This is a genomic window from Sulfitobacter sp. OXR-159 (genome assembly GCF_034377145.1).
Lineage (GTDB): Bacteria > Pseudomonadota > Alphaproteobacteria > Rhodobacterales > Rhodobacteraceae > Sulfitobacter.
Map to the genome: position 1 here is coordinate 337,829 of NZ_CP139707.1, position 25,242 is coordinate 363,070.

The 25,242-nt window shown below is 62.0% G+C and carries 21 protein-coding genes; 17 read left to right on the forward strand and 4 right to left on the reverse strand.

Annotated features, from left to right (window positions below):
* The first annotated feature begins 3 nt into the window (after window positions 1-3).
* Entirely contained in the window at window positions 4-2,514 is a 2,511-nt protein-coding gene (locus T8A63_RS01615; RefSeq protein WP_322344799.1) for a cation:proton antiporter, read from the forward strand.
* Window positions 2,515-2,631: 117 nt separating this feature from the next.
* Here the strand turns inward: T8A63_RS01615 and T8A63_RS01620 are convergent, their stop codons facing one another.
* Both T8A63_RS01620 and T8A63_RS01625 read right to left on the reverse strand, forming a co-directional pair.
* The gene (locus tag T8A63_RS01620; RefSeq protein WP_322344800.1) at window positions 2,632-3,144 is read right to left on the reverse strand and encodes a PepSY domain-containing protein; all 513 of its coding nucleotides are present in this window, start codon (window positions 3,142-3,144) and stop codon (window positions 2,632-2,634) included.
* 108 nt (window positions 3,145-3,252) lie between these two features.
* Window positions 3,253-4,830 carry a DUF5928 domain-containing protein gene (locus T8A63_RS01625; protein WP_322344801.1) on the reverse strand — a complete coding sequence of 526 codons (1,578 nt, stop codon included), beginning with the start codon at window positions 4,828-4,830 and terminating at the stop codon, window positions 3,253-3,255.
* 168 nt (window positions 4,831-4,998) lie between these two features.
* On the opposite strand from T8A63_RS01625, the gene T8A63_RS01630 reads away from it, so the two are divergent.
* The 5 genes from T8A63_RS01630 to T8A63_RS01650 all read left to right on the forward strand — a co-directional run bounded on the left by T8A63_RS01630 (window position 4,999) and on the right by T8A63_RS01650 (window position 10,658).
* Complete coding sequence (locus T8A63_RS01630) at window positions 4,999-5,817, forward strand: sulfotransferase family protein (protein ID WP_322344802.1); 819 nt, start codon at window positions 4,999-5,001, stop codon at window positions 5,815-5,817.
* Window positions 5,818-5,864: 47 nt separating this feature from the next.
* Complete coding sequence (gene smpB, locus T8A63_RS01635) at window positions 5,865-6,353, forward strand: SsrA-binding protein SmpB (protein ID WP_067266812.1); 489 nt, start codon at window positions 5,865-5,867, stop codon at window positions 6,351-6,353.
* A gap of 310 nt (window positions 6,354-6,663) precedes the next feature.
* Window positions 6,664-7,518 carry a 3-mercaptopyruvate sulfurtransferase gene (gene sseA, locus T8A63_RS01640; protein ID WP_067622460.1) on the forward strand — a complete coding sequence of 285 codons (855 nt, stop codon included), beginning with the start codon at window positions 6,664-6,666 and terminating at the stop codon, window positions 7,516-7,518.
* Window positions 7,519-7,551: 33 nt separating this feature from the next.
* Window positions 7,552-8,733, forward strand: coding sequence for an amino acid aminotransferase (locus T8A63_RS01645; protein ID WP_322344803.1), 1,182 nt, complete (start codon window positions 7,552-7,554; stop codon window positions 8,731-8,733).
* Between the two features lie 200 nt (window positions 8,734-8,933).
* A complete protein-coding gene (locus T8A63_RS01650) occupies window positions 8,934-10,658 on the forward strand; it encodes a histidine kinase N-terminal 7TM domain-containing protein (RefSeq protein ID WP_322344804.1) in 1,725 nt (574 codons plus the stop codon).
* 59 nt (window positions 10,659-10,717) lie between these two features.
* Here the strand turns inward: T8A63_RS01650 and amt are convergent, their stop codons facing one another.
* Window positions 10,718-12,025, reverse strand: a complete 1,308-nt coding sequence (amt, locus tag T8A63_RS01655; RefSeq protein WP_322344805.1) for an ammonium transporter — start codon at window positions 12,023-12,025, stop codon at window positions 10,718-10,720.
* A gap of 271 nt (window positions 12,026-12,296) precedes the next feature.
* On the opposite strand from amt, the gene T8A63_RS01660 reads away from it, so the two are divergent.
* From T8A63_RS01660 to T8A63_RS01695, 8 genes are all read left to right on the forward strand, one after another.
* Window positions 12,297-14,552, forward strand: a complete 2,256-nt coding sequence (locus T8A63_RS01660; RefSeq protein ID WP_322344806.1) for a PBP1A family penicillin-binding protein — start codon at window positions 12,297-12,299, stop codon at window positions 14,550-14,552.
* Between the two features lie 115 nt (window positions 14,553-14,667).
* Complete coding sequence (locus tag T8A63_RS01665; protein ID WP_322344807.1) at window positions 14,668-16,404, forward strand: type I secretion system permease/ATPase; 1,737 nt, start codon at window positions 14,668-14,670, stop codon at window positions 16,402-16,404.
* Window positions 16,401-17,711 carry an HlyD family type I secretion periplasmic adaptor subunit gene (locus T8A63_RS01670; protein ID WP_322344808.1) on the forward strand — a complete coding sequence of 437 codons (1,311 nt, stop codon included), beginning with the start codon at window positions 16,401-16,403 and terminating at the stop codon, window positions 17,709-17,711. Before T8A63_RS01665 ends, T8A63_RS01670 begins: the two co-directional genes overlap by 4 nt.
* Before the next feature lie 91 nt (window positions 17,712-17,802).
* On the forward strand, window positions 17,803-18,261 hold the full coding sequence (locus T8A63_RS01675; protein WP_067628947.1) for a RidA family protein: 459 nt from the start codon (window positions 17,803-17,805) through the stop codon (window positions 18,259-18,261).
* Window positions 18,258-19,019: a glycerophosphodiester phosphodiesterase family protein gene (locus T8A63_RS01680; RefSeq protein ID WP_322344809.1), complete on the forward strand. Its 762-nt coding sequence runs from the start codon at window positions 18,258-18,260 to the stop codon at window positions 19,017-19,019. Before T8A63_RS01675 ends, T8A63_RS01680 begins: the two co-directional genes overlap by 4 nt.
* A 48-nt stretch (window positions 19,020-19,067) precedes the next feature.
* Entirely contained in the window at window positions 19,068-20,255 is a 1,188-nt protein-coding gene (locus T8A63_RS01685) for a GNAT family N-acetyltransferase (RefSeq protein ID WP_322344810.1), read from the forward strand.
* The gene (locus T8A63_RS01690) at window positions 20,252-20,560 is read left to right on the forward strand and encodes a 4a-hydroxytetrahydrobiopterin dehydratase (RefSeq protein ID WP_067628953.1); all 309 of its coding nucleotides are present in this window, start codon (window positions 20,252-20,254) and stop codon (window positions 20,558-20,560) included. Before T8A63_RS01685 ends, T8A63_RS01690 begins: the two co-directional genes overlap by 4 nt.
* 12 nt (window positions 20,561-20,572) lie before the next feature.
* Window positions 20,573-21,418 carry a mechanosensitive ion channel family protein gene (locus T8A63_RS01695; protein WP_132444086.1) on the forward strand — a complete coding sequence of 282 codons (846 nt, stop codon included), beginning with the start codon at window positions 20,573-20,575 and terminating at the stop codon, window positions 21,416-21,418.
* Window positions 21,419-21,494: 76 nt separating this feature from the next.
* Here the strand turns inward: T8A63_RS01695 and T8A63_RS01700 are convergent, their stop codons facing one another.
* A complete protein-coding gene (locus T8A63_RS01700; protein ID WP_120349964.1) occupies window positions 21,495-21,983 on the reverse strand; it encodes a peroxiredoxin in 489 nt (162 codons plus the stop codon).
* An 88-nt stretch (window positions 21,984-22,071) separates the two neighbouring features.
* On the opposite strand from T8A63_RS01700, the gene T8A63_RS01705 reads away from it, so the two are divergent.
* From T8A63_RS01705 to T8A63_RS01715, 3 genes are all read left to right on the forward strand, one after another.
* Window positions 22,072-23,277, forward strand: coding sequence for an FAD/NAD(P)-binding oxidoreductase (locus T8A63_RS01705; RefSeq protein ID WP_322344811.1), 1,206 nt, complete (start codon window positions 22,072-22,074; stop codon window positions 23,275-23,277).
* Window positions 23,274-23,831 (forward strand): 16S rRNA (guanine(966)-N(2))-methyltransferase RsmD, encoded by a 558-nt coding sequence (rsmD, locus tag T8A63_RS01710; RefSeq protein WP_322344812.1) that lies wholly within the window; start codon window positions 23,274-23,276, stop codon window positions 23,829-23,831. Before T8A63_RS01705 ends, rsmD begins: the two co-directional genes overlap by 4 nt.
* A 129-nt stretch (window positions 23,832-23,960) precedes the next feature.
* Window positions 23,961-25,223 carry an imelysin family protein gene (locus T8A63_RS01715; RefSeq protein ID WP_322344813.1) on the forward strand — a complete coding sequence of 421 codons (1,263 nt, stop codon included), beginning with the start codon at window positions 23,961-23,963 and terminating at the stop codon, window positions 25,221-25,223.
* Window positions 25,224-25,242: the final 19 nt, after the last annotated feature.

Sequence of the window (25,242 nt, forward strand, 5' to 3'; positions counted from 1 at the left end):
TATATGGACATCATCCTCGTCACCACGATCATTGCGTCGCTCTTTGTCGTTATCGGCTTGGCGGAACCCTTTGCCGCGCGGTTGCAACTGCCATTCAGCGTGATCCTTGCGGTCGTGGGGATCCTCATCGGGGCCTCGGCGATCTTTTTCCTGCGCACCGATCTGACGGATGCGCTGAATCCAATGGCGGCGGCCATTCTGGGGCTGCCGATCCGGTCTAACGTCTTCCTCTATGTCTTCCTGCCGACGCTTTTGTTTCAGGCGACGCTGGGGATGAACCTGCGGCGCATGGTGGATGACTGGGTGCCTATTCTCGTGCTGGCCGTGGTGGCCGTGGTGGTGGCGACCGTTAGCATTGGCTACGCGCTGTTTTGGGTCAGTGCTATTCCGCTGGCGGCCTGTCTGCTGATCGGGGCGATCGTTTCGACCACGGACCCTTCGGCGGTGGTCTCGATCTTTCGCTCAATCTCGGCCCCGCGGCGGTTGGCGCGGATCATTGAGGGTGAGAGCCTGCTGAACGACGCCGCCGCCATCGCGCTTTTCGGTCTGTTCATGGGCTATGTCATGCTGGGCATTCCCGACCCGGAACTGGGCAGCGCACTTGCGCAATTTCCGATGTTGATCGCGGGCGGGGCACTGGTGGGCTGGCTGGGCGCGCGGGTCGCGGTTTGGGTCATGGCGCTGTTCGCACGGCATGAACTGGCGCAGCAGTCGATCTCGGTCGCGCTGCCCTATCTGGCCTATATCGTGGCCGAACAAAGCGTCGGCGCCTCGGGAGTAATCGCCGTGGTGGCTGCGGGGTTGACGCTGAACCTCACGGCACCGGGGCGGTTGCCACCGCAGGCGCTGACCAACCTGCGTGAGCTTTGGGATGTGTTGGCCCATTGGGCGGGGGCGCTCATCTTTATCCTCGCTGCCCTGCTGATCCCGCGTCTGCTGGAGGAAGTCCGGCTGGAGGATTTCTTTCTCATTGCCGTGGTCGTCGTGGCCGCCATTTTCGCCCGCGCGGTGATCCTTTTCGGGCTGCTGCCCCTGCTGACCGCGGCCAAGCTTTCGCCCCCGGTCGAGCGGCCCTACCGGGTGGCGATCCTCTGGGGGGGCTTGCGCGGGGCGGTCACGCTGGCGCTGGCGCTGGCGGTGACGGAAAGCGTGCGGGTGCCGGATGATATCCAGCGGATCGTGGGTATCTTGGCCACGGGTTTCACCCTGTTTACCCTGCTGGCCCAAGGTACGACGCTGCGCTGGATCATTGGGCGGCTGGGGCTGGATCAACTGTCGCCCATCGATCACGCCCTGTCGCGGCAGGTGATCGCCGTGGCCCTGCAGACCGTGCGCGAAGACGTGGCCCAAACGACCGAGAATTACGATCTGAACCGCGATATCGTGCGCTCCGAAGCCAAGCGCTTTGGCGAACGGCTTGAGACGGCGGTCAAGACCGCGGAGGAGGCGACCGATATCCTTGACCGGGACCGGATCGCGCTTGGTCTCATCGCGCTGGCAGGGCACGAGCGCGACACGATCCTCGCGCGGGTTCGGGAGCGAACGATCTCGGCCCGGATGGCTGATCTGGTGCTCTCGGATGCGGACCGGCTGATCGAAGGGGCGCGGACCCAAGGCCGCAGCGGGTACCAGCGGGCGGCGCGGCGCAGCGTGGCCTATGGGCGCACCTTTCGCGCGGCGGCGGTGCTGCACGGGCGTTACGGCGTTTCGGGGCCCTTGGCGCGGATGACGGCGGACCGCTTTGAAATGCTGCTGTCGCAGCGGCTGATCCTGCGCGATCTGGGCACCTTTATCGATGGGCGTATTCGCCGGATTCACGGGCGGCGGGTGGCGGAATTGCTGCACGATCTGCTGGCGCGCCGCATCGAAGGGATCGAAACCGCGCTAGAGGGGCTGCGGTTGCAGTATCCGGGCTATGCCGAGGAACTTGAGCGGCGTTTCATCCGCCGTACAGCGCTGCGGCTGGAAGAACGCGAATACACGTTGATGCGCGAAGACGGGCTGTTCGGGGCCGAGGTCTATACCGCGCTGATGCAGGAATTGGCCACGCGGCGCACGGCGGCAGAGGGGCGTCCGGGCCTTGACCTTGCCGTGCGGCGCGGCGCTTTTATCGAACAGTTTCCGCTGTTTGCGGATCTGGGTGAGGGCGCGCTCAAACGGCTCAGCCGGGTGCTCAAAACCCGCTATGTAGATATTGGCGATGTGGTTTTGCACAAGGAAAGCCCTGCACGCAGCGTGTTTTTCATCGCCTCGGGCGCGGTCGAGTTGGAAAGTGCAGGTCAGACTTGGCGATTGGGTCGGGGGGAGATGTTCGGCCAGATGGCGATCCTGACGAACCGTGTGCGCCGGGTGGATGTCCGTGCCATCGCACCGACCACGCTTTTGGTGCTGGACGAAGACCGCTTTCGCCGCCTGCTGGAACGGAGTGCGGCCCTGCGCGACGCGGTGCGGGCCAGCGCAGAAAAGCGCGGGATCGATCCGGTGGATTTACTCTCGGGGGGAGGGGCTGGATAGGCTGCTTGGCAATCGCGGATGGGGTGTTTGGGGCCGGTGTTGCGCAGCGGTATTTGAAAAAGGATGAAGATATGGGGGGGGTGCGGCCGGTAGGGGCGGCCGCACCTTGGGGTGAGGTTAATCGTCTTGGGTGATTTCGCCGGTGGAGGCGTCAATCAGCACCTCGCGTTCGCCTGTCGCGTCGGTCAGTTCGACCTCATAGACCATGCGGTCATCTTCATCGTCGAGCGAGAGTTCCTCGATCCTTGTGCCGTCTTGGCCTTCAAGTTCGGCCAGCGCTTTCATCAGCACATCGCGGGAGGTGCCAGCGGCGCGCAGTTCATCTTCTTGGAAGAGGCCGCTGAGGAAGCTGGTGAGCTGTTCTTCGGATTGCGAGATCACCTCGCCGGTGGCGGCATTGACCGTGACTTCGTAGACGGCCTCGCCGCGGACAAGGTCAATTTCATAGACCAGCGCATCGCCTTCGGTTTCGATCTCGGCTTCCAGCACGCCGCCGTCGATGCTGCCTTGTGCGGCTTTGATGGCTTGGGACATGTTGACGCGCTCGGCCTCTGGGGCGGTTTCTTGGGCGAAGAGCGCAGTGGGGGCGATCAGGAGCGATGCGGCGAGGGCGGTGAACTTATGTGGCATGGGAAACCTCATGAAATGTGTTGCGGTTTGCCGGTTCCCTATTGGGTGACGGCGTTCGTGGTTCAACGCTTGGCAAAGCGTGCTGTTCCATGGGGTAGGGGGTCTGCGTTAATCCGCGAAGAGGTTGTCGCTCTGGGCGATTGCGCGGGCCTTGTCCTCGCTCACGTTGAGAAAGCGCGCGAGGGCAGACGTGTTCGTTTCGGTGTCGGCGTATTCAGATAGGCATGTATAGTTTTCAAACTGTGCGTCACGGATCTGGTCGACCTCATGCAGCATGTTCCCCCGGATCGTAGGCAGTAGGCGCGTGAGGTTTTCCTGCGAGGTCTGTTCCCCGGTCAGACCGATGCGCAGGGCGTGGCCGGTGAGATAGGCATCTGTCAGCTTGCATTCGACTTCGAGCATGCGCACCTCTGCGCGGTCTGAGGCGAAATCGCGCAGCAGGTCGAGGTTGGATGTATCAATGCAGACGATCAGCCGCCTGCTGTCGTAGTAGTCATAGAGCATCCGCATCAAGGCGCGCCGGTGGCGGGTGCGTTTTTCCAGCGAGGTTTGAATGCCGCCGAGATCGGGCAGGGGGGTGTCTTCTTCGTTGAAGAGGAAATCCACCGCCGGAAGGTCGGTTTCCTGACGTATCCGAGCGACGAGCCGTTTGGCGACATGCCATTTCTTGGCGAGGATGATCAGCAATTCACGCTCGCGGCCAAGGCTGGCTTCGGTCTCCCAAAAGCGGGGGGCGAAGCGGCGGCCGATGCGGCCCCTTGCGGTGAGAAAGTCGAATAGGTTGCGGCCTTCGTCGCTGATCTGAAATTTCACGCCTTGGGCGGCATAGAGCAGGCCGAGGCGGCGTTTGAGGTCCAGCGCTTCGGGGCTGATTTTGCGCGCGAAGAGGTGGTTTTGACCGAGCAGCAGATCGTAGTGATCGTTGTAGAATGTGACCGGCATGCCGTAGTCGGAGAACAGCAGGAAGGTCAGGCTGCGGTTGGAAATTTCGGCCTCGGGGACCAGATGGCGCACGAGGGTTTGGAAAAACGTCTCATCCGGGATCCATGTGCTGCGGAAAAAGCGCATCACGTCGCGGCGTTTGTGGGTGAACGCCATCACCGCCTCGATGGTGCGGCGGCGCAGGCACCACCATTGGCTGCCGATTTGCACCTGAAGGTCGGCGGGGATTTTGCGGGTGAGGCCAAGGCGTTTCTGGGCCTCGAACATCGCGTAGAACCGCTTGCGCTGTGTGCGTTCGTTGAACCAGTGGCGATAGATCAGCCGCTCTTCTTTCCAGCCGGTCTTGATCCAATCGCTGTCGAAATAATCCACGCTTTCGATGAAATCCGAGTCATTCTCATCAAGAAACTGATGTGCGTATTCGGCGGATTTGATTGCCATGCAATCGCCGGACATCAGGTAGAAATGCGTGGCTCGGGGGAAGCTTTGCAGCGCGGCGGTGAGCGTATCCAGCGTGGCTTGTACCAAAGACCATTCGCCCCAGCCGCAGCGGGTGCGTTTGCGCGGGAAGGTGACGCTGGGGTTGTCGCCAAGGGCGGCGGTGATCTGGGCGTAATCCTTGGCACTGGCGGAAGCGTCGAAGTGGATCGCCATATAGTCGCCCACGGCGGTCAGCCGCTCGGCCTGCCGGATAACAGCCTCCGGATCCTTGTGGCACAGCAGGATGTAGGCAATTTTCGCCATGCAGGATACCGAATGTCCTTGTCGCGGCCCGCTTGCATCGGCCTTTTGTCGTGGGTCACTTACCTAGTTAATCGTGAAGACCGATTGAATAAACAGGATTTCTTTGCTTTTTTGCTGCAAGGCCAGATTGTTGCTCAAAACAGTCAGCGCAGCAGGAGGCGAGCGAGCATGGGTTTTCCCGGAACATGGATGACGGAGAGCGAGAGCATGGTGTACCGGGTGGTGCCCAAATGCGCCTGTTCGACCATCGGGCAGATCATGTATTATTCCGATCACGGCGAATTCTTTGACGGGGACATCCATGATGCCAAGGCAGGCATCCACAAATGGGCCTTGGATGCATCACAGGGGCCGATCACCGATAATGTGACAGCGCGCAAGTCCTATGCCTTTACCTGCGTGCGCAATCCTTACACGCGGGTTCTATCGTCCTTCTTTGACAAGATTTGCGGCATCCAGCGCAATGGGCGGCGGTATCGCGGCAATCTGGTGCCGTTGCTGGTGCAGAAATACGGGATCGATGTGGGCGGCGATGACGGCAAGCAGGAATTCGATCAGATCGCGAGTTTCCGGCGCTTCTTGCTGTTTGCGCGTGATACCATCCGTTGGCGGCGGCCGATGGACCCGGACATTCACTGGTCTGCGGTGTCGGGGCACGTCAGCACCTTCATCATCAACGGTGGCACCTACGATAATATCTTTTGGACCGAGCAATTTAACGACGGCATGCAACAGGTGCTCGATGCGGTAGAGACGCCGCATCGGGTTGATCTGGCGGCGATCCCCCGGTTCAACGAAAGCGAGGGCCACGGGCCCAAACGGGCGCATCCGATTGAGGATTACTTTGACGATCTGTCGATGCATCTGATGCGCGAGATCTACAAGCGCGACTTCGATCTGTTCAAATATGACTTCGACAATCCGGGGAACAAGCTGCCCGTGGGTGAGATTGATCTTGATGAGGTGCACGCCAAACTGGGTGACTGAGCGGCTGCATCTTGCACCGGGGCGGGGGGCGCTCTACATGCTTTGGCATGTCACAGGTCAAATCCAGCTCCAAATCCGATCCGAACTACAAGGTGATCGCCGAAAACCGCCGCGCGCGGTTTGATTACGCTATCGAAGAAGACATCGAATGCGGCATCATCCTTGAAGGGTCCGAGGTGAAATCTCTGCGCGAAGGTGGGGCGAATATCGCCGAAAGTTACGCCGCCGTGGAGGATGGCGAGCTGTGGTTGGTGAATTCCTATGTGGCGCCCTATAAGCAGGCTAAGACCTTCCAGCATGAGGAACGCCGCCGCCGTAAGTTGTTGGTGAGCCGCAAGCAATTGGCGGACCTGTGGAACGCGACGCAGCGCAAGGGCATGACGCTGGTGCCGCTGGTGATGTATTTTAACCATCGCGGCATGGCGAAGATCAAGATCGGCGTGGCCAAGGGTAAGAAGCTGCATGACAAGCGCGAGACGGCGGCCAAGCGGGATTGGTCGCGGCAGAAGCAGCGGTTGTTGAAGGATCACGGCTGATACGCGCGGCAGGCCCGGAATCAAGCCGCAGGCGCCGGGCCATCGCCCGCCCGCCCGCCCATCACGCCAGAGGCGTGCCACAATATACTAGGCGCACCTTTGGTGCGACCGGGCTGGCGATTTGGTGAGGCGGGCGCCTCCTGGACGGCACACATCAAAGCTGAAACATAAAGTGGTGCCAACAGCCCGTAGCATCGCCACCCCACGGGCAGGCGATGGCCCTCCTTACACCTCTCACTACCCCCTTCCACTTGCCAGCATCCCCTACCGGTTATAGTCAAGGGCAACGCCCGCGACGAAGGAGGCCCCGATGGCCGACGATCCCAAGACATTGGTTTCAACCGACTGGTTGGCTCAGCACCTGAAAGACCCGGACCTGCGCATCCTTGATGCTTCGTGGTATCTGCCCGACGCCGGGCGCGATCCGAAGGCTGAGTATGACGCCGCCCATATCCCCGGCGCGCGGTTCTTTGACATTGATGACATCTCGGACGCGCGGTCGGACCTGCCGCATATGGCGCCGCCGATCGAAAAATTCATGTCGCGCCTGCGCGCGATGGGCGTGGGTGATGGGCATCAGGTGGTGGTCTATGACGGCGCTGGGCTGATGTCGGCGGCGCGTGTCTGGTGGCTGTTCCGCCTGATGGGGCAGGAGAATGTCGCCGTGCTCGATGGTGGTCTGCCCAAATGGCAGGCCGAGGGGCGCGAAACCGAAGATATGCCGCCCGTGCCGCGCGACCGCCACATGACCGTGCGCTTTCAGAACCAGTTGGTGCGCGATGTGACGCAGGTCGCCCATGCCTCGAAACTCGGCGATCCGCAGATCGTGGACGCCCGCGCCGCCGCCCGCTTCCGCGGCGATGCGCCAGAGCCACGCGAAGGGCTGCGCGCAGGCCATATTCCCGGCGCACGCAATGTGCCCTTCACCGAATTGCTCAACGACGACAAAACGATGAAGACCCCCGAACAGACCCGCGCCATTTTCGAGGCGGCGGGCGTGGACCTTGCCAAACCCGTCATCACCTCTTGCGGGTCGGGCATCACCGCCGCCGTGCTGGCGCTGGCGCTGGAGCGGGTGGGTCACCGCAAATGGTCGCTCTATGATGGCTCATGGGCTGAGTGGGGCATGTTCCCCACCGTGCCCGTCGCCACCGGCGCGGCTTAACCCTTTTTAGTTACCTTCCAACCGGAGAACCCCATGTTCGAGACGCTCAAGGCGCAACCCGCTGACAAGATCCTCGCCCTTGTACAGGCCTACCGCGAAGACCCGCGTGACACGAAGATCGACCTCGGCGTCGGCGTTTACAAAGACGCCAGCGGCAACACCCCGGTGATGCGCGCCGTCAAAGCCGCCGAGCAGCGCATCTGGGAAAACCAAGACACCAAGGTCTACACCGGTTTGGCTGGTGATCCGGCCTATACCAACGCAATGGCCGCGCTTGTGCTGGGCGATGCCGTGCCGCGCGGTGCGATTGCCGCCGCCGCCACCCCCGGCGGGACCGGCGCGGTGCGTCAGGCGTTTGAACTGGTGCGCATGGCCAACCCCGAAGCGCGCGTTTTCGTCTCTGACCCGACATGGCCGAACCACCTGTCCATCCTGTCCTATCTGGGCATGGAAGTGGTGAACTACCGCTATTTCGACAGCGAAACCGGCGGCGTGAACTTCGACGGCATGATCGAAGATCTCAAGACCGCCAAAAAAGGCGATGTGGTGCTGCTGCATGGCTGCTGCCACAACCCAACCGGCGCGAACCTTAACAGCAGTGAATGGGACGCGGTAATCGAAGTGCTGCAAAGCACTGGTGCTGTGCCGATGATCGACATCGCCTATCAGGGCTTTGGCGACGGGCTGGAAGCCGATGCCGCCGCGACCCGCAAAGTGGCGTCTTCGGTGCCAGAGTGCCTGATCGCGGCAAGCTGCTCCAAGAACTTCGGCATCTACCGCGAGCGGACCGGCATCCTAATGCTAGTGGCTTCCGAAGCGGCCCAAGGGCTGAACCAAGCCACCTTGGCCTTCCTCAACCGCCAGAACTACAGCTTCCCGCCCGACCACGGCGCGCGGATCGTGTCGACCATCCTGACCGATGACGAACTCAAGGCCGACTGGATGGCCGAGCTGGAGGATGTCCGCAATGCCATGCTTGCCCTGCGCGAGCAACTGGCCGGTGAATTGCAGCGCCTGTCCGGGTCGGACCGCTTTGGCTTTCTCGCCCAGCACCGGGGCATGTTCTCGCGTCTAGGCACCACCCCGGACAAGGTCGAAGCGCTGCGCGAAAAGCATGGCATCTACATGGTTGGTGACAGCCGTATGAACATCGCAGGGTTGAACCAAAACAGCGTGCCAATTCTGGCCCGCGCGATCATCGACGTAGGCATCTAACGCTATTTCGGGCCGCGCCTGCCGCGGCCCGAACATCCTGCCGACCCAAGCGTTGATAACATAACTGGGCACTATGCCCCCGTAATGTCTACATTAAAACAGAACTTGGTCGGATTGCCCGGATTGAGTACCTTGAGCGAAAACTTAAGGTCAGGCAAATTTTAGAATCAATTTTTCAATGCATTCGGTTGGATGTTGGCATGCCAGCCGTACAGCTCGTGATTGTGACGGCATCGGTTGTCACCGTCTTGGGCTATTGGGTGCGTGGGCATAGCAGTCTGCCGGGTAAACATTGGTTTCTGCTAGCGATCTTTGCCATGGACCTGTGGCTTCTTTCGGTCGGAGTCGAGCTTTCGGCCACTTCGGCGACCTGTGCCTTTGGGGTGAGCCGTTGGGCGTGGATCGGCTTTGTGCTGCTGCCGACCTTCTGGGCCTTTTTCCTCTACGAATATGCGCTCGGGGCCAAGGTGCCGCGGTATCTGGTGCCGATCTGCGCCGGGGTTGCGCCAGCGCTGATCACCCTCGCGGCAGTGACAAGCGGCTGGCATGAGAAATTCTACGGGCCGGAAACCAAGTGGATTTTGAGCGAAGAGGGCGCCTACGTCCAATCTGACCATGGCCCGCTCTTTTTTATCGCGATTGCCTATCTTTACATGGTCATCGTGGCTGCGGCGGTGGTGGCGGGCCGTGCCGTACGGACGGCCAACCCCGCGGTGCGCAGCTTTTTCCTAAAGCTCTTCGCCGCGACGCTGATCCCCATGGTGGCCAATTTGGGCTATATTCTGGGCGGGATCACGCTGTTTCACACCGATCCGACGCCCTTTTCCTTTGCGCTTTCGCTGACGCTGGTGGTTTGGCTGGTGGCTGACAACCGCTGGATCGATGTCAACGCGATCGCGCGGGAGCTGTTGTTCTATAACAGCACCGACCCGGTTTTCGTGGTGGACCCATCAGGGGTTGCGATTGAGACGAACCCGGCTGCGGCCGACCTGTTGCGCCGCGGCGCAGAGCCCGAAGCACCGCTGAGCGAGTTCGGAGAGCTGGGGCCGGTCATTTGCCATCTCGCGGCCCACGGTAGCCTGCCGGACGTGACAGATATCCAGTTGGGCCACCGCCATTTCGCCGTGCGCGCCCATGCGATTTCCTTGGGTGTCGGGCAAAAACAGGTCGGTTGGGCGGTGGCGCTCTTGGATGTGACTGTGCAAAAGATCGCCGCTCAGAAAGCGATCGCCGCCGAGCAGATGCAGATGCAGTTCCTTGCCACGGTGAGCCATGAGTTGCGGACCCCGCTGACGGTGATCAACGGCGCGCTTGGCCTGCTGTCACAGGGCGGCGCAAAGCTGAGCGATGCGCAAAAGGCCCGTTTGCTTGGAAAGGCCACGGGCGGTTCCGAGACGCTGACGACGCTGGTTAACGATCTGATCGACACGCAAAGCCTGAGCAGTGCGGCGTTCAGCATTGACCTTCAATCTGTGGCACTTGGCCCGCTGGTGCAGGGCGCTGTGGCGCGCGCGGAAAGCCTGCAACCCGACAAGGATATCCGTTTCACCTGCGCGTTGTCTGATGCCCCCCTGACCGTGCAGGCGGATGCAGAGCGGTTGGGTCAGGTCTTTGGCAATGTGCTTTCGAACGCGGTGAAGTTCTCTTTGCCCGGCGGTTTGGTGGAAGTCAGCCTTGAGCAGGCTGAAGGCATGGCGCTGGTGCAGGTAAGCGATAGCGGCTGCGGCATTCCTCCGGGGGCGGAGGAGCAGGTCTTTGCCCGTTTCTCGCAGCTTGACGGCTCCGACACGAAAACCGCCTATGGCAGCGGTCTGGGGATGCATATCACGCGGCAAATTCTGGACCGGCACGGCGGCAGCATCCGCTATGTCAGCGCGCCGGGTGTCGGCACGACCTTTACGATTTCTTTACCCTTGGTGGCCTAACGCAAACCGCCCGGCCATTGCTGGCCGGGCGGTCAATTGCTTGGCGATGTGGCTAGGGCTTAGCCCTTGGCGAACTCGGGGTAGGCTTCCATCCCCAGTTCGGACATGTCCAGACCGGTGATCTCGGCTTCTTCGCTGACGCGGATGCCACCGGCAGCTTTCAGGATCAACCAGACAACGAAGCTGACGACGAAGACAAAGAGGCCAACCGCGGCAAAGCCAATGATCTGTGTGACGAAGGATGTGCCTTCGGTATAGACCGGCACAACCAGTGTGCCCCAGAAGCCAGCGATCAGGTGAACCGGGATCGCGCCGACCACGTCATCAATCTTGAACTTGTCGAGCATGGGCACGGTGAAGACCACGATGACACCACCCACGGCACCGATCCAAAGCGCGCCGAACAATGTCGGGTCAAGCGGCCCGGCAGTGATCGAGACGAGGCCCGCCAGCGCGCCGTTCAGCACCATGGTCAGGTCGACCTTTTTGTACATCACCTGTGTCAGGATCAGCGCAGCAACAGCACCGGCGGCAGCGGCCATATTGGTGTTGGCAAAGATCTGCGCTACGGCATCGACATCTTCGATTGTGCCCATGGCAAGCTGAGACGCACCGTTAAAGCCGAACCAGCCCATCCACAGGATGAATGTGCCCAAAGTGGCGAGCGCAAGGTTGGAGCCCGGCATCGGCACAACGCGGCCATCTTTGCCGTATTTGCCCAAGCGCGGCCCCAGTACGATGGCACCAGCGAGGGCGGCAAAGCCACCAGCGGCGTGCACAAGGGTCGACCCGGCAAAGTCGCTAAAGCCCATTGCGGAAAGGAAACCGCCGCCCCACTGCCAAGATGCTTCGATCGGGTAGATGAATCCGGTCAGCACGACCACGAAGATCAGGAAGGGCCAGAGTTTGATCCGCTCGGCCAGCGCGCCGGACACGATGGAGGCGGTGGTGGCGCAGAACATCAACTGAAAGAAGAAGTCGGAAGCGTTGGAATAGCCGCCTGCGTCAATCTCGGTCTTGATGTCTTTGGTAGCGATGGTGCCAAAGACGCCTTCCATGATCCAATTGCCGTCACCGGGGTACATGATGTTGTAGCCCACCAGCCAATACATGACCGCCGCAATGGCAAAGAGGCCCATGTTCTTGGTCAACTGTGTCGTAACGTTCTTGGAGCGGACAAGTCCGGCTTCCAGCATGGCGAAACCCGCCGCCATCCAAAAGACGAGGAAACCGCCGATCAGGAAAAGCAGGGTGTTGAAGATGAAGGTCGTATCCGCCAGCGTCGCGTATTCCGCGTCCTGTGCCAGCGCCAGCCCGGGCAGGGCGATGACCGCCGCTGCGAGGGGAAGTATTTGGTTGGGTTTCATATGGTCGTTTCCTGTCTGCGGGTCCGAATGCGTGCTTACCGAAGCGGGCGGCTGCCCGTGCAGCATGAGAAAACCGGATATCGGGCGCTCTTGGACAGGTTTGCTTGCCATATTTGCGCCATTGCTTGGCAGTGCTGCCTAAAAAGCGGGCGCCGGCTGGAATCTGCCTATAAGTTAATCAGACATTTGACGCCGATTGGACCTTGCAGCGCTAAACAAACCGCTGCAGTCAGGCTAAAGTGGCGAAAAATAGGGCCGAGCAGGCGATTTTATGACTGACAAGAACAAGCGCAAACGCCCTCTGGTCGCAGACAGGCGGTATCCGGGCAAGGCCAAACCCAAGCCCAAGACCTCTGCGCGGGCCAAACCGGCCACGCGCAAGGCCGCACCGGCCCGCCGCAAGGCGGCGCGCACCAAGCGCCCCCGGCGCGGGGGAATCATTGGTTTCTTTGCTGGCTTGGCCCGTTGGATTTGGCGTTTGATCTGGACGATCACATGGCGCGTGAGCCTTGTGGCCTTCCTCGTTCTCGCCTTGGCTGTTGGCTATATCTATACCACTATCCCGCCGCTCGAAGCGCTGTTGGATGGCCGCGCGCGCGGCTCTGTCACCATGCTTGACCGGGAGGGAGAGGTCTTTGCCTGGCGCGGCGACCAGTTTGGCGGCGTGGTCTCGGCAGACACGGTGTCCAAACATCTGCGAAACGCGGTCATCGCCACCGAAGACAAGCGATTCTACAACCATCTCGGGGTCAGCCCCCGGGGCATCGCCTCGGCGGTGCGGATCAACCTAAGCGAGGGCCGCGGCCCTCTTTCCGGCCATGGCGGGTCGACCATCACCCAGCAGACGGCCAAACTGCTTTGTCTGGGCGAGCCCTATGACCCCAGCAGCGGCATGACGGAAAAGGAATATGAGGCGGAATGCCGTCGCTCTTCCTTGGGTCGCAAAGCCAAAGAAGCGCTTTTTGCCGTCGCCATGGAAATCAAATACTCCAAGAGCGACATCCTTTCGATCTATCTGAACCGTGCCTACATGGGCGGCGGTGCCTTTGGCGCAGAGGCCGCGGCGCAGCGATTCTTTGGCAAGCCCGCCGCGGCGCTTTCGCCGTCTGAGGGCGCGATGCTGGCCGGTCTTTTGACCGCGCCCACAACCCTATCGCCCACCAACAATCTGGATCGGTCGCAAAGCCGTGCCGCTACGGTGATCCGCCTAATGGAAGATCAGGGCTATCTGACCGCAGCGGAGGCCGATGAGGCCATCGCCAATCCCGCGCAACTGTCCGAGGCGGCAGAGGCCGAGGCGGGCGGCTATTTCGCCGATTGGGTCATGTCCTCGGGGCCGGAGTTCTTTACCCGTAACACCACCGAAGATGTCATCATCAAAACCACCCTCGACCAGCGCATCCAGCGCGCGGCAGAGGAGGGGCTGAAATGGGTCTTTGAAAACAAGGTGCGCGACACCTCCAAAGCGCAGGCGGCCATCGTGGTGATGTCTTCTGATGGGGCGGTGCGGGCGCTGGTCGGCGGGCGCAAGACCAAGGTCGCGGGCGCGTTCAACCGTGCCACGCAGGCGATGCGCCAGACCGGGTCGGCGTTCAAACCCTTCATCTATGCCGCGGCGCTTGATCTGGGTTATTCGCCCGAAGACATCATCGTGGACGAACCCTACTGCCTGAACATCCCCGGTTCGGGTGAGTGGTGCCCCAAGAACTACACCAAGAACTTCAAAGGCCCAGTCTCCCTGACAGACGCGCTGAAAGACTCGTTGAACATCCCGGCGGTCAAAGTCTCGGAAAGCGTAGGCCGCGAGACGGTGAGTGCGGTCGCCACGCAGTTCGGCATCAAAAGCGATCTGGCCGCAGGCCCGGCGCTGGCACTTGGCGCATCGGAAAGCACCCTGCTCGAGATGACGGGCGCCTATGCGGGCATCCTGAACGGCGGCTCTTCGGTGACCCCCTACGGGCTGGTCGATCTGCGCCTCTTGGGCGAGACGGAGCCGCTGATGGGCACCGGCGGCGGTATCAACGAACGGGTCATCCAAGAAGATGCCGCGCGCCAGTTGGTCTATATGATGGAGAAGGTGATCTCGGAGGGGACCGGCCAGCGCGCCCAGTTTGGCGACCGTCAACTGGCAGGCAAGACCGGCACCACCTCGGCCAACAAAGACGCTTGGTTCGTCGGCTTTTCGGCGGATTATGTGGCCGGGGTCTGGATGGGCTATGATGACAACACGCCGCTCACCGGGGTCACAGGCGGTGGCCTGCCCGCAGAGATTTGGCGCGAAACCATGAGCCGCGTGCATGATGGGCTGCCCCTCAAGGAGTTGCCGATGCAGGCGCCCGCCCCGCCCAGCAACCTGAGCGAAGCGCAGCCCGAACCGGAGCCACAGCCGCAGCAACCGCAGGGCGGGGGCAATCAGGGGGGTGGCGGCGCGGACAATGTGATCGACCGCGTTCTGCGTGACATCTTTGGCGGCGGCAGCAGCGGCAGTGGCGCCAGCGCGCCTGCACCCAGTTTCCTCGACCGCTAAGGCGGCCGGGGCGTCGGCCCGAGAAAAAAATGGCACTGGGTTATCAAAATCATTATCAATTCCCCGTAAGCGGGAAGCGTGTCGGGTTCTGTGTGGGCAGCTTCGAAAGGGATTGATGCAAAGCGATGTGGTGAACAGGGGGCTGTCCGAACTGCGTCGCGTGCGCGGGCGCAGCCGTGGGCTTTATTGGGCTGTGGCCTTGTTCAGCCTATTCGCCAATATGCTCATGCTTACCGGCCCGCTGTATATGTTGCAGGTCTATGACCGGGTGCTCGGCTCCGGCTCCGAAGAGACGCTGATCGCCCTCTCGGTTCTTGTGGTCTTTCTCTATGCGGTGATGGGGCTCTTGGATTACACGCGCGGCCGGATCATGGCGCGGGTGGGCGCGCGGTTTCAATCCGATCTCGACCGGCGGGTGTTCGACGCGGTGGTGCGCAAATCCGCCGTGGCCCCGGATGTGAAGACCAACGCGGGCCTTGCCGATCTTGAAGCCGTGCAACGGCTGATGACATCGCCGGTTCTGATGGCCGCTTTCGATGCACCTTGGACGCCGATCTTTTTCGCGGCGATCTTTCTGTTCCACCCGATGCTGGGGTGGCTGGCGGTGAGCGGCGCGGCGGTGCTGGTGGTGATCACCATTGCCAACCAGTTGCTGTCGCGCGAAAGCCAAGCGCGTGCAAACCTCTCGGGGCAGGCAGCGAACGCAATGTCGGACCAGATCAGGGTCGAGGCTGAGATGGTGCAAGCGATGGGGATGCGTGACGCGGCATTCTCGCGCTGGCAACAGGCCCGGGGTCAGGCGTTGGAACAGCAGGTCAAATCGACCGACGTGGGCGGCACGTTCACCGCGATGACCAAGACGCTGCGGTTGTTTCTGCAGTCCGCCATGCTGGGGCTCGGCGCGTGGTTGGTCTTGAAAAACCAGATGACGCCGGGCGCGATGATCGCGGGCTCGATCCTGCTGGGCCGGGCGCTGGCGCCGGTCGAACTGGCATTGAACCAATGGCCGGTGGTGCAGCGGGGGCGGTCCGGTTGGGCCAATCTGGCGCAGCTTCTCGGCGCCGTGAGCGAAGAACCCCCGCGCACCGCGCTGCCGCAGCCCAAAGCGCGGCTGGTCGCCAAGGCGCTGACCGTCGTGGCACCGGGCGAGAAACAGGCGGCGCTCAAGTCGATCAATTTTACCGTCGAGCCGGGGCAGGCGGTGGGCGTGATCGGCCCGTCGGGGGCGGGGAAGTCGACATTGGCGCGCACCCTCACCGGGGTCTGGCCGCCTGCGGGCGGGTCGATCCGGCTGGATGGGGCCGCCCTTGAGCACTACGGGAGCGAAACCTTGGGGCGGCATATCGGATACCTGCCGCAGCGCGTCCAATTGTTCGATGGCACCATCGCCGAGAATATCGCCCGGCTGTCCCCCGACCCCGACGATGCCAAAGTGATCAAGGCCGCCAAATTGGCGGCGGCGCATGAGATGATCCTCGAATTCCCCCAAGGCTATGACACGCCCATTCGCGCGGGGCAGGTGCGGCTTTCTGGCGGACAGATGCAGCGCATCGGGCTGGCACGGGCGCTTTATGATGACCCGGTGATCGTGGTGCTGGATGAGCCGAATTCGAACCTCGACAATACCGGTTCTCAGGCGTTGAATCACGCAATCCGGCAGATGAAGGCGAACGGGCGGTCGGTGCTGATCATGGCGCATCGTCCTGCGGCCATTCAGGAATGTGACACGCTGCTGGTTCTCGATAACGGCATCCGCAAAGCCTTTGGTCCCAAGGATGAGGTGCTTGCCGGGATGGTGCAAAACCACCGCGAGATTCAGCAAGCCCCCCCGCGGTCGGGGGGCGTGGTATGACCGATCACGGCGACAAACGCTGGTCGGCAACCCGGCCCCTGATCCTTGGGTTCTTCGGGCTGATCTTGCTTTTTGGCGGTTTTGGGACTTGGGCCGTGACCAGCCAAATCGCCGGGGCGGTGGTGGCTTCGGGCCGGATCGAAGTCGACCGCAACCGGCAGATCGTCCAGCATGAAACCGGTGGTGTGGTGGCCGAAATCCTTGTGGATGAGGGCGACAGTGTCGCCGCCGGTGACGCTTTGCTGCGTCTGGATGCAGAGCAACTGACCTCGCAATTGGCCATCGTCGAAGGCCAGCTTTATGAGCTTATGGCCCGCCGCAGCCGTCTGGAAGCGCAGCGCGATGAGGTGGAGGCGGTCACCTTTGACGAAGAGTTGCGAACCGCCGCCTCCGAAAATCCCGACGTGCAGGAACTGGTGGACGGCCAGCGCAACCTGTTTGACGCGCGCCGCGTCAGCGTGGCCCAAAAGCTTGAGCAATTGGGCAAACGCCGGGCGCAGATCAACGCGCAAATCCGCGGGGTCGATGCGCAAGAGGCCGCGCTTTCGCGCCAGCTGGAGCTGATCGAGGAGGAGTTGGGCAATCAGCAGTCGCTGCTGGACCGTGGCCTGACGCAGGCCTCTGCCGTCTTAACCCTGATGCGCGAACAGGCCCGCCTGCGCGGCCAGATCGGAGAGTTGTCGGCGCAAAAGGCGCAATCCCAAGAGCGGGTGACAGAGATTGACATCGAGCGGCTGAAACTGCGCTCCGCCGGGCGGGAAGAGGCGATCACCCAGTTGCGCGATCTGCGCTACCGCGAGTTGGAGATGGCCGAACAGCGCCGCGCGCTCAGGGCTGAGATTGACCGGCTTGATATTCGCGCGCCGGTGTCGGGGGTGATCTATGGGATGCAGATCCAAACCCCGCGATCGGTCGTGCGCGCAGCAGAGCCGTTGATGTACCTCGTCCCCCAAGATCGTCCGCTGATCATCGCCGCGCGGGTCCAGACCATTCACATCGATCAGGTCGCCGTGGGCCAAGAGGTCAATCTGCGTCTTTCGGCGTTGAACCAGCGCACCACGCCGGAACTGGTGGGCAAGGTCTTGCAGGTCTCTGCCGATTCCATTGACGACGACGCGACCGGGCAAACCTATTACCGGGCAGAGATTGCGCTTAACCCCGGCGAGATCAACAAGCTGAAAGAGGGCACGGTCCTCCTGCCCGGCATGCCGGTTGAGGCGTTTATCCGCACCGGCGAACGCTCTCCGATGGCCTATCTGTTGAAACCGATGGCCGACTATTTCGCGCGCGCGTTCCGCGAAAGCTGATGCGCGGCGCCGGGCGGGCGGCAAAGGGGCTTTTCCTCGGGGCGGAGGGCGGTTAGCGTCCGCTTGAACCCGCAACCAAAGGAAGCCCGTCATGTCCCTGACCGCCCGCCTTGCCGATCTCGGCATCACCCTGCCCGACGCGCCCGCACCGGCCGCGAACTATGTGCCCTTTGTGGTCACCGGCAATACCGTCTATGTTTCGGGCCAAATCTCCAACGGGCCGGATGGGTTGATCACCGGGCGTTTGGGCGACGGTATGGATGTCGACGCCGGGGCCGCCGCCGCGCGCAGCTGTGCGTTGAGCCTTTTGGCGCAGGTCCGCGCTGCTTGCGGAGGCGATCTGGACCGTCTCAAACGGGTTGTGAAACTGACGGGCTTTGTGAACTCAACCGCCGATTTCACCGACCAGCCCAAGGTCATCAATGGGGCCTCTGACTTCATGGTCGAGGCTTTGGGCGACGCGGGCCGCCACGCCCGCTCGGCGGTCTCTGCCGCATCACTGCCCTTGGGTGTCGCCGTCGAAATCGAAGGCATTTTTGAGATCGAATGACCCTTCCCACCGCCTTTCTGGACATTCCGCTGGCGCATCGCGCGCTGCATGACCTCTCTGCCAGGCGGCCTGAGAACAGCCGCGCCGCCGTGCGGGCGGCTGTCGATGCGGGTGTCGGCATAGAGATTGACCTGCAACTCAGCGCCGATAACAAGGCGATGGTGTTCCATGACTATGCTTTGGAGCGGCTGACACCAGAGCGCGGCGCGGTCCGGCTGCGTGAGGCCAGCGCCCTTGCGGCCATCCCGCTAAAGGGCGGCGACGAGGGGATTCCAACGCTTGAGGAAATCCTCGACCTCATCGCCGGGCGCGTGCCGCTTTTGGTGGAGTTCAAGGATCAAGACGGCGCCATGGGACCGGACGTGGGCCCGCTAGAGACCGCCGCCGCCGAACTGCTTGGCCGCTACCGGGGCGATTTGGCGGTCATGTCCTTCAATCCGCATTCGGTGCGCGCACTCGCCCGTCTTTTACCCGACGTACCACGCGGTCTGACCACCAGCGCCTACCGCCCCGATGAATGGCCGCTGCCCGCAGCCACCTGCGATCGGCTGCGGGGCATACCCGACTATGCCGACACCGGCTCCTGTTTCATCAGCCATGAGGCCGATGACCTGAACCGCCTGCGTGTGGCTGAGCTAAAGGCCGACGGGGCGGCGGTGCTCTGTTGGACAATCCGCAGCCAAGTTGAGGAAGATATCGCGCGTCAGGTGGCGCAGAACGTGACCTTTGAGGGGTATCTGCCGCGCCCGCGCTCTTGATCTGCGAGGCCGAGGCCACACATAGGACGCAAGGCAGGCAAGGCTCAGATGAACGCGCAGGAAATCGAGATTACCGTGGTGCCAGAACTGGCACAGATCGGCCAAAAGGACTGGAACGCCTGCGCCTGTCCCGAGGCCGCGGGCGGGGGCCGTCCGCGTGACCCGTTCACAACCTATCGTTTCCTGTCGGCGCTAGAGCAGAGCGGATCGGTCGGCCCCGGCACGGGCTGGCAGCCGCAGTATCTGGCCGCGCGGATTGCGGGCCAAGTGATCGCCGTGGCGCCGATGTATGCCAAATCGCACAGCCAAGGCGAATATATCTTCGACCACAATTGGGCCCATGCCTATGAGCGCGCGGGCGGGCGGTATTACCCCAAACTGCAGATCGCCGTGCCCCACACCCCCGCCACCGGGCGGCGCTTTTTGGTGCGGCCCGGGTTTGAAGAGGCGGGCACCGCCGCGCTGGTTCAAGGCGCGGTGCAGCTGACCGATAATAACGCGCTGTCGTCGCTCCATGTGACCTTTTGCACCGAGCAGGAGGTCGCCCGGGCCGAAGCACTGGGCCTGATGAGCCGCAAAAGCCAGCAGTTTCACTGGCGCAACCGCGACTATGCGGATTTCGACGGTTTCCTCGCCAGCCTGTCTTCGCGCAAGCGCAAGAACATCCGCAAAGAACGCGCACAGGCGCAGGATTTTGGCGGCACGATCCACACCTTCACTGGCGATCAGATCGAACCCGAACATTGGGATGCCTTTTGGCAGTTCTACCAAGACACCGGCGCGCGGAAATGGGGTTCGCCTTACCTCACGCGGGAATTCTTTGACCACGCGCAAGAAAACCTGCGCGACGATATCGCGCTGGTGCTGGCCGAACGTGACGGGCGTTGGGTTGCCGGGGCGCTGAACTTCATCGGGCGCGAGACGCTCTTTGGCCGCTACTGGGGCTGTACCGAACACCACCCCTTTCTGCATTTCGAACTGTGCTATTATCGCGCCATGGATTTCGCCATCGCCCATGGGCTTTCCCGTGTAGAGGCGGGCGCGCAGGGCGAACACAAGCTCGCGCGCGGCTATCTGCCGTCCCCCACATGGTCGCTGCATTGGATGCGCGATCCGGGCTTTGCCTCTGCCGTGGGGGAGTATCTGCAGGCCGCACGCGACGCCGTGGACGAAGAGATCAGCGTGCTGACCGACTACGGCCCCTTCAAAAAGACGACGATCGAGGAACAAGAATGACCGAGAGATTAAGCATCGAGACCCGCAAGACGCTGCTGCAACCGCTGTTCAATACCGGCTGGGAAATGGTCGAAAGCCGGGATGCGATCCACAAGACGTTCAAGTTCAAGGATTTCGCCGACGCCTTTGGCTGGATGACAAGGGTGGCTATTTGGGCGGAAAAGTGGAATCACCATCCCGAATGGAGCAATGTTTACAACCGCGTGGAGGTGACGTTGATCACCCATGACGTGGATGGGCTAAGCTCGCTCGACGCGAAATTGGCGCGCAAGATGGATGGTCTCTTTGGGGCCGGGAAAGACTGACGGAGAGACCGGATGCAAGATTTGTTTGAAACGGAACTGTGGCAGGGCAAGACGATTGCCGATCTGCTGACGCTGGAGTTCCTTGCCAGCGCGGCAGGCTCGGTGATCGGCGCGATTGTGATCCTGTTGCTGGGGTGGGTCATCTCAAGTTGGCTGCAACACCGTGTCGAAAACCTTGGCAAGCGGAACAAGCACCTCGACGAGATGCTGTTCGAATTTCTGGCTTCCATCGTGCGTTATGTGGTGCTGGGCTTTACCGTTTTGTTCGTGCTCAACACTTTCGGGGTCAAGACGACTTCGGTCGTGGCGGTTATCGGTGCGGCGGGTCTGGCGATTGGTCTGGCCCTGCAGGGCACCCTGTCGAACGTGGCCGCCGGGGTCATGCTTATCCTCTTTCGTCCGATCAAGATCGGCGATTTCGTGGTGATCGCGGGCGAGATGGGCACGGTCAAACAGATCAACCTGAACTATACGGTGCTGGCCGACCTCAGCAATGTGCAGGTCATCGTGCCGAACTCTGAGGTTTGGGGCAATGTCATCACCAACTATTCCGTCAACCCGACCCGCCGTGCGGAATGGACCTTTGGCGTGGGCTATGGCGCGAACCTCAAGACCGCCGAAGAGATCATTCGCAGCACGATCATGGCGGATGAACGCGCCCATGCCGATCCTGAGCCCTTCATTCAGGTGAACAATCTCAACGACAGTTCGGTCGATTTCCTTGTGCGGGTCTGGTGCAGCGCGGGGGATTATTTTGCCTTCAAGGCCGATATGACCCGCAAGGTCAAAGAGGCGTTGGATGAAGGCGGGGTGGATATTCCGTTCCCCACACGCACCATCGTGCAGGCTGCGGAATAGGCCTTCGCGTCTGTGGCCCTTCGCGGGGCACCCCTATCAGCAAAACGCCCGGCCAATCTGGCCGGGCGTTCGCATTTTACATATTGTCCAGCAGTGCTTCGCCGCCGGAAATCTCGCAGGTGCCGGGGCTTTCCTCGGGCTGCCACAGTGTCACCTTGCCGTCTTCGACGAGCATCGCATAGCGTTTGGACCGGCCGACCAGCCCGGCACCTTCGGCGTCGAACTCCATGCCGATGGCGCGGGTGAATGCGCTGCTGGCGTCGGCCAACATGGTGATTCCGGCCTCACTCGCGCCGGTCGCTTCGCCCCAAGCTTTCATCACGAAAGGGTCGTTGCAGGAGACGCAGATCACCTCATCCACGCCTTTGGCGTCGAACTGATCTTTGGTGCGCACGAAGCTCGGCACATGGGCAGAGTGGCAGGTGGGCGTGAACGCACCCGGCACGGCAAAGATCACCACTTTGCGGCCCTTGAGCTTGTCGGCCATCTGCACCGGCTCGGGCCCATCCGCGCCCATCTGAACCAGTTTCGCGTCCGGCAGCGTCGAACCTTGAGAAATCGTCATGGGATAGCCTCTCCTGTCATTGCGGTTGTCTTGGGGCCAGATATAGGCTTTGACCGCGACTGAGACCAGATCAATCGGAGGGTGGCAAATGCAGCATGTGGTGGTGATCGGAGCCGGGCAGGCGGGGGCCTCTTGCGTGGCCAAACTGCGCAATGGCGGGTTTGAGGGCAAGATCACCCTGATCGGGGCCGAGCCTTGCCCGCCCTACCAACGGCCACCGCTGTCCAAAGGGTATCTGCTGGGCGATATGACACTGGAGCGGCTGTTTCTGCGGCCCGAGGCTTTCTATGCCGACCAAGGGATCGCGCTCAAGACCGATTGCCGCGTTACCGCGATTGACCCTGAAACGCGCGTTCTTGCCACCACTGTCGGGCAGATCGCCTATGACGAACTGGTGCTCGCTACCGGCTCCCTCCCGCGTCGGCTACCGGCGGCGATTGGCGGCGATCTGGTAGGCGTCTTTACCGTGCGCGATCTGGCGGATGTGGATGCCATGGCGCCGCGTTTCTCAAAGGGCGCGAAGGTTCTGATCGTCGGCGGTGGCTACATCGGGCTGGAAGCCGCGGCCGTCGCGGCCAAGCTGGGGCTTGAGGTCACGCTGGTGGAAATGGCCGACCGCATCCTGCAGCGCGTCGCAGCGCCCGAGACCAGTGATTATTTCCGCGCCCTGCATGAAGGCCACGGTGTTACGCTGCGCGAAGGCGTGGGGCTGGAGCGGCTGTTGGGCGAAGGCCACGTCACCGGCGCACGGCTGAGCGATGGGACAGAGATTGCCGCCGATTTCGTCATCACCGGCGTGGGCATCGAGCCCGACATCGCGCTGGCCAAGGCAGCAGGGATCGAGATCGACAACGGCATCAAGGTCGACGCACAGGGCCGCACGAGTGTGCCGGGCATCTGGGCGGCGGGGGATTGCACCTCTTTCCCCTATCGCGGCGGGCGTATCCGGTTGGAAAGCGTGCCCAATGCCATCGATCAGGCCGAGGTGGTCGCTGAAAACATCCTCGGCGCGGGTAAGGAATACATTGCCAAACCGTGGTTCTGGTCGGACCAATATGACGTGAAGCTGCAAATCGCCGGGCTGAACGCAGGCTATGACCGCGTGGTCACCCGCCTTGGCGAAGGCAGCGCCTCGTTCTGGTACTACCTTGGCGAAACGTTGCTGGCCGTCGATGCCGCGAACGATCCGCGCGGCTATATGGTGGGCAAACGGCTGATCGAAGCGGGAAAATCGCCAGACCCGGCTTTGGTCGCGGACTCTCAGACAGACCTAAAGGCATTGCTGAAACCATGAGGATTATCGCTGGGAAATACCGTGGCCGACCGCTTGCCGCGCTTGGCAAGGGCGACGCCGGGGCGCATCTGCGACCGACCTCCGACCGGGTGCGCGAGAGCCTTTTTTCGATGTTGACCCATCACGATGTGATCGAGGGCGCGCGGGTGTTGGACCTGTTCGCAGGCACCGGCGCGCTTGGGTTCGAGGCCCTGTCGCGCGGTGCTGTGTCGGTCTGCTTTGTTGAGAATGGCCGGACAGGTCAGCAGTTGATCGGGGAGAACATGCGCAAACTAGAGGCAGAGGCGGAAACGCGGCTGCTGCGCAATGACGCGACGCGGCTGGGGCCATGCACGCAGGACCCTCTCGATCTGGTCTTCCTTGACCCGCCCTATGGCAAATCCATGGGGCAAAAGGCGCTTGTTGCGGCAGCCGAAGGCGGTTGGTTTGCGCCCGGCGCGATGATCGTTTGGGAGGAAAACGCGCCCATGCACGCGCCCGAGGGATTCGCCCGGATCGACACGCGCAAATACGGCGATACCCATGTGACGCTGCTGCAAAGGGCTGCAAGCTAACAGCTTTTTGCCGAGCGCTATCCCCTCTCAGGTTGATCCTTGTCTTTTCCGACAGAATAAGTCACCTATTGCTCGAAGGCCCGCCGCGCCTGTGTCGGGACTATGGTGATTTTCAAGGAGGGACATCCGATGCGCCTCAAGGCGACCACGGCCATTGCGCTGATCACATGCGCCGCCGCTCCGGCATTTGCACAAGACAAGGCCGAGGTGCTGGGCACCTATGCCGACATCGCACAGGCGGGCTACGAAGACAGCCTGACCACCGCGCAGACGCTGCAAGCCGCCGTCGAGACGCTGATCGCCACCCCCTCGGCCGAAGCGCTTCAGGCCGCGAAGTCCGCATGGCTGGCCGCCCGCGTGCCCTACCAGCAGACCGAGGTTTTCCGCTTTGGCAACGCCATCGTCGATGACTGGGAAGGCAAGGTAAACGCATGGCCGCTGGACGAAGGTCTGATCGACTATGTTGATGCCTCCTATGGCGGCGAGACGGATGAAAACCAATTGGCGGTTCTGAACGTCATCGCCAACCCGACCTTCACACTGGGCGGGGAAGAGGTGGACGCCACCGAGATCACGCCTGCGCTCCTCGAAGGGCAGTTGCATGAGGCGGGCGCAGTCGAGGCCAATGTCGCCACCGGCTACCACGCCATCGAATTCCTGCTCTGGGGCCAAGACCTGAACGGGACTGAGCATGGCGCGGGCAACCGTCCTTGGACCGACTACGCGACCGGCGAAGACTGCACCGGCGACAACTGCGACCGCCGTGGGCAATACCTGAAAGCCGCGACCGATCTGCTGGTCAGCGATCTGGAATGGATGGCCGGTCAATGGGCCGATGGCGGTGAGGCACGCGCTGCCGTGCTGGCAGACGAAGACGCCGGGATCGACGCGATCCTGACCGGCATGGGCTCGCTCTCCTACGGTGAACAGGCCGGGGAACGGATGAAGCTGGGCGTCATGCTCAACGACCCCGAAGAAGAGCATGATTGCTTCTCGGACAACACCCACAACAGCCACTACTACGACGGTTTGGGCGTGCGGAACGTCTATCTGGGCGAATACCTGCGCGTCGATGGTCGCGTGGTTTCCGGCGCATCGCTGTCTGACCTTTTGGCCAGCGCCGATGCCAGCGTCGACGGAGACCTGCGCGCCAAGCTGAACGCCTCCATGGTGGAACTGGGCCAGATCAAAACCGCCGCCGAAGCGGGGTTCAGCTATGACATGATGCTTGAGCGCGGCAATGCCGAAGGCGAAGCGCTGATCATGGGCGCGGTCGATGCGCTGGTGAACCAGACCCGCGCCATCGAGCGTGCCGTGACGGTTCTGGGCGGTGACGAAATCGCCTTTGAAGGCTCCGATAGCCTCGACGCGCCGGAGGCGGTCTTCCAGTAATCCTAACCCTTCCTCTGGG

Coding starts and splice junctions, on each gene's coding strand:
- T8A63_RS01670 (WP_322344808.1), top strand. CDS start 16,401: ATGACCGATCACGGCGACAAACGCTGGTCGGCAACCCGGCCCCTGATC.
- T8A63_RS01680 (WP_322344809.1), top strand. CDS start 18,258: ATGACCCTTCCCACCGCCTTTCTGGACATTCCGCTGGCGCATCGCGCG.
- T8A63_RS01630 (WP_322344802.1), top strand. CDS start 4,999: ATGGGTTTTCCCGGAACATGGATGACGGAGAGCGAGAGCATGGTGTAC.
- T8A63_RS01715 (WP_322344813.1), top strand. CDS start 23,961: ATGCGCCTCAAGGCGACCACGGCCATTGCGCTGATCACATGCGCCGCC.
- T8A63_RS01620 (WP_322344800.1), bottom strand. CDS start 3,144: ATGCCACATAAGTTCACCGCCCTCGCCGCATCGCTCCTGATCGCCCCC.
- T8A63_RS01625 (WP_322344801.1), bottom strand. CDS start 4,830: ATGGCGAAAATTGCCTACATCCTGCTGTGCCACAAGGATCCGGAGGCT.
- T8A63_RS01650 (WP_322344804.1), top strand. CDS start 8,934: ATGCCAGCCGTACAGCTCGTGATTGTGACGGCATCGGTTGTCACCGTC.
- T8A63_RS01615 (WP_322344799.1), top strand. CDS start 4: ATGGACATCATCCTCGTCACCACGATCATTGCGTCGCTCTTTGTCGTT.
- rsmD (WP_322344812.1), top strand. CDS start 23,274: ATGAGGATTATCGCTGGGAAATACCGTGGCCGACCGCTTGCCGCGCTT.
- T8A63_RS01675 (WP_067628947.1), top strand. CDS start 17,803: ATGTCCCTGACCGCCCGCCTTGCCGATCTCGGCATCACCCTGCCCGAC.
- T8A63_RS01695 (WP_132444086.1), top strand. CDS start 20,573: ATGCAAGATTTGTTTGAAACGGAACTGTGGCAGGGCAAGACGATTGCC.
- T8A63_RS01705 (WP_322344811.1), top strand. CDS start 22,072: ATGCAGCATGTGGTGGTGATCGGAGCCGGGCAGGCGGGGGCCTCTTGC.
- T8A63_RS01665 (WP_322344807.1), top strand. CDS start 14,668: ATGCAAAGCGATGTGGTGAACAGGGGGCTGTCCGAACTGCGTCGCGTG.
- T8A63_RS01645 (WP_322344803.1), top strand. CDS start 7,552: ATGTTCGAGACGCTCAAGGCGCAACCCGCTGACAAGATCCTCGCCCTT.
- sseA (WP_067622460.1), top strand. CDS start 6,664: ATGGCCGACGATCCCAAGACATTGGTTTCAACCGACTGGTTGGCTCAG.
- smpB (WP_067266812.1), top strand. CDS start 5,865: ATGTCACAGGTCAAATCCAGCTCCAAATCCGATCCGAACTACAAGGTG.
- T8A63_RS01660 (WP_322344806.1), top strand. CDS start 12,297: ATGACTGACAAGAACAAGCGCAAACGCCCTCTGGTCGCAGACAGGCGG.
- amt (WP_322344805.1), bottom strand. CDS start 12,025: ATGAAACCCAACCAAATACTTCCCCTCGCAGCGGCGGTCATCGCCCTG.
- T8A63_RS01690 (WP_067628953.1), top strand. CDS start 20,252: ATGACCGAGAGATTAAGCATCGAGACCCGCAAGACGCTGCTGCAACCG.
- T8A63_RS01700 (WP_120349964.1), bottom strand. CDS start 21,983: ATGACGATTTCTCAAGGTTCGACGCTGCCGGACGCGAAACTGGTTCAG.
- T8A63_RS01685 (WP_322344810.1), top strand. CDS start 19,068: ATGAACGCGCAGGAAATCGAGATTACCGTGGTGCCAGAACTGGCACAG.